This is a genomic window from Nostoc sp. CHAB 5715 (genome assembly GCF_020829685.1).
Classification (GTDB): Bacteria; Cyanobacteriota; Cyanobacteriia; order Cyanobacteriales; family Nostocaceae; genus Nostoc.
In genome coordinates, this window is the sequence record NZ_JAIVFR010001006.1 from 1 (window position 1) to 2,582 (window position 2,582).

At 42.8% G+C, this 2,582-nt stretch carries 2 protein-coding genes and 1 pseudogene; 1 reads left to right on the plus strand and 2 read right to left on the minus strand.

What is annotated here, in order from left to right:
- The first annotated feature begins 125 nt into the window (after nt 1-125).
- Nucleotides 126-1,376, plus strand: coding sequence for a competence/damage-inducible protein A (locus tag LC574_RS35035; protein ID WP_229458218.1), 1,251 nt, complete (start codon nt 126-128; stop codon nt 1,374-1,376).
- Here LC574_RS35035 and LC574_RS35040 read toward each other — a convergent pair.
- Together LC574_RS35040 and LC574_RS35045 are read right to left on the minus strand one after the other, a co-directional pair.
- Entirely contained in the window at nt 1,365-1,535 is a 171-nt protein-coding gene (locus LC574_RS35040; protein ID WP_229458220.1) for a hypothetical protein, read from the minus strand. The genes LC574_RS35035 and LC574_RS35040 overlap by 12 nt on opposite strands.
- A 97-nt stretch (nt 1,536-1,632) precedes the next feature.
- Nucleotides 1,633-2,031 (minus strand): annotated as a pseudogene (locus tag LC574_RS35045) (hypothetical protein); the annotation flags it as partial.
- Nucleotides 2,032-2,582: the final 551 nt, after the last annotated feature.

Below are 2,582 nucleotides of genomic sequence, written 5' to 3' on the forward strand. Positions count from 1 at the left end.
TTATCATAACTCCTGGCTCTTAACTTTTAACTCCTAACTCCTAACTCCCTACTCCCTACTCCCTACTCCCTACTCCCTACTCCCTACTCCCTACTCCCTACTCCCCATTATTTCCAGTTGATCCAATGAGTGCAGAAATTATTTGTGTTGGTACAGAATTGCTGCTAGGAGATATCCTCAACGGCAATGCTCAATTTTTGGCGCAACAATTAGCACAGCTAGGAATTCCCCACTACTATCAAACAGTGGTTGGGGACAATCCAGAACGGTTGAAGCAAGTTATAGAAATTGCTATTTCCAGAGCGCAGATTCTCATTTTCACTGGTGGACTTGGCCCAACACCAGATGATCTCACCTGCGAAACCATCGCCGATTTTTTTAAAGTCCCGTTGGTAGAACGTTCTGATATTATCGAAGACATAACCCAAAAATTCGCCCAACGAGGTCGGGTTATGTCACCAAGTAACCGCAAGCAAGCTTTGATTCCCCAAGGTGCAGAAATTCTCCCCAACCCCACTGGAACAGCACCCGGTATCATTTGGCAACCCCGTCCTGAAATCACGATTTTTACCTTTCCCGGTGTTCCCAGTGAAATGCACCTGATGTGGGAAGAAACAGCCGTGCCATTTCTCAAAAGTCAAGGTTGGGGTCAAGAAATTATTTACAGCCGGAGTTTAAAGTTTTGGGGTATTGGTGAATCTGCTTTGGCGGAAAAAGTTTCTTCCTATTTGAAGTTACCAAATCCCACAGTCGCCCCTTATGCAGGTAAGGGGGAAGTAAGATTGCGAGTTTCTGCTAAAGCAACTTCAGAAGCAGCAGCAGTTGACCTAATTGCGCCCATTGAAAAACAACTTAAAGAAATTGCCGGACTAGATTTTTACGGCGTTAATAATGATACTCTTGCTTCGGTGGTTGGTCAGTTGTTGCGGGCATCAAAAGAAACGCTTTCGGTGGCAGAATCTTGCACTGGTGGCGGTTTAGGGCAAATGTTGACTGAGATTTCTGGGAGTTCTGATTACTTTTGGGGTGGAGTAATTTCTTATGACAATTGGGTGAAGATTGGGCTGCTGGGGGTTAACCAGGAAGATTTAGATAAATTTGGGGCGGTAAGCGCTACAGTTGCAGAGCAAATGGCTGTTGGAGTCAAAACCCGCCTTGCAACAACTTGGGGATTAAGTATTACTGGTATTGCTGGCCCAACTGGAGGAACAGATACTAAGCCGGTGGGTTTAGTTTACATTGGTTTAGCTGGGCCAAAGGATGAAGTGACAAGTTTTGAGTATCAGTTTGGTACAATGCGAGGTCGAGCTTTAATTCGTCATGTGAGTGCGAATGCAGCGTTAGATAATCTTCGTCGAAAGTTGTTAACGAGGTAAGTAACTTACAGCATTTTTCAGGTATTTAGACCACAGATGAGACGGGGAGTGGGGAGTGGGGAGTAGGGAGTGGTGTAGTTCAATTACTTGAAAAGCGCTGTAAGAGCGCGGTATCCGCGTCTCTATCCTCTGATTTGCCCACTCTTGACAGCCATCCATTTTTCTTAACTTCACACCAATGGCGTCTTGTCCACTAGAGATTCGTTACCTAATCCCTAATACTTAACCTCCAAAACCAGGAATTAAACGCTTGAGGGCGCGATCGCTTGTTTAAACTGTCCAAACTTTCTCGCAGTTCTTCTCTTAGAATATTCGTGGCTGCGGCGTACTCTGTTTGATAGGATAAAAAAATTGTTGGTTCTAACTGAGCCAATAGCGCCTGTTTGGTAAAATAAATTTCATGGCTAATTAAGTCAATGTTGGCGACGCAATAGCCACCACTACCTTCAATATAAAATTCAATATCTTCCCCTTCCAGATAGCGTCCAAACCAAGTTGATTTCCTAACTTCGTCGCTTTCTTCTAAAAAGTCTGCTCGCAATGCTGATCTCAGCAGGCTTTTTTTGCTTAAGCGAATGTCTGGCGGACGTTTTTCCAGTTCTGGAATCGGCTCGTAATCCTGTAGATACCACGCTCTGAGCGCAATAATTGACATAAAACGCTATTTAAACTATTTTTCACTCTTTAACTTCGGATAATCTTACACCAAGAGGAGTTTCTATCTCAGACTTCTCTTTAAACACAACAACACCCAAACCTCTACTCGCTGAACTATCTCCTCTCATTGTTTATCATACTCAGGGATGTACCAATTTTCATCGCTTGTGCAAACAAGTTATGAAACGCAGTTACAGCGCCCCCTAATATTCTATCTTTGAGGAAATAGCAGTTTTCGCGTTGGGTGTTGCTGTGTTTTGACGAGACAGATTTAAGTTAAACAGCGTCTTTTACCTCTTACTACATTCCAAATACAGCTGTTATATCTGCCAGAGAAGCTTTAATTAGCTTCAATTATTAGATTATCACTTCTGGATGGGAGGGATTTTTTTTGCAACTAAACTTTACTTTGGTCATTAGTCATTAGTCATTGGTCATTTGTTTCAGTCGGGGTTTAAATCCCTACTTTGGTCATTAGTCATTAGTCATTGGTCATTTGTTTCAGTCGGGGTTTAAATCCCTACTTTGGTCATTAGTCATTAGTCATTA

Excerpts from the sequence above, each read along its gene's own strand:
- LC574_RS35035 (WP_229458218.1), top strand. The coding sequence starts at position 126 with ATGAGTGCAGAAATTATTTGTGTTGGTACAGAATTGCTGCTAGGAGAT.
- LC574_RS35040 (WP_229458220.1), bottom strand. The coding sequence starts at position 1,535 with ATGGATGGCTGTCAAGAGTGGGCAAATCAGAGGATAGAGACGCGGATA.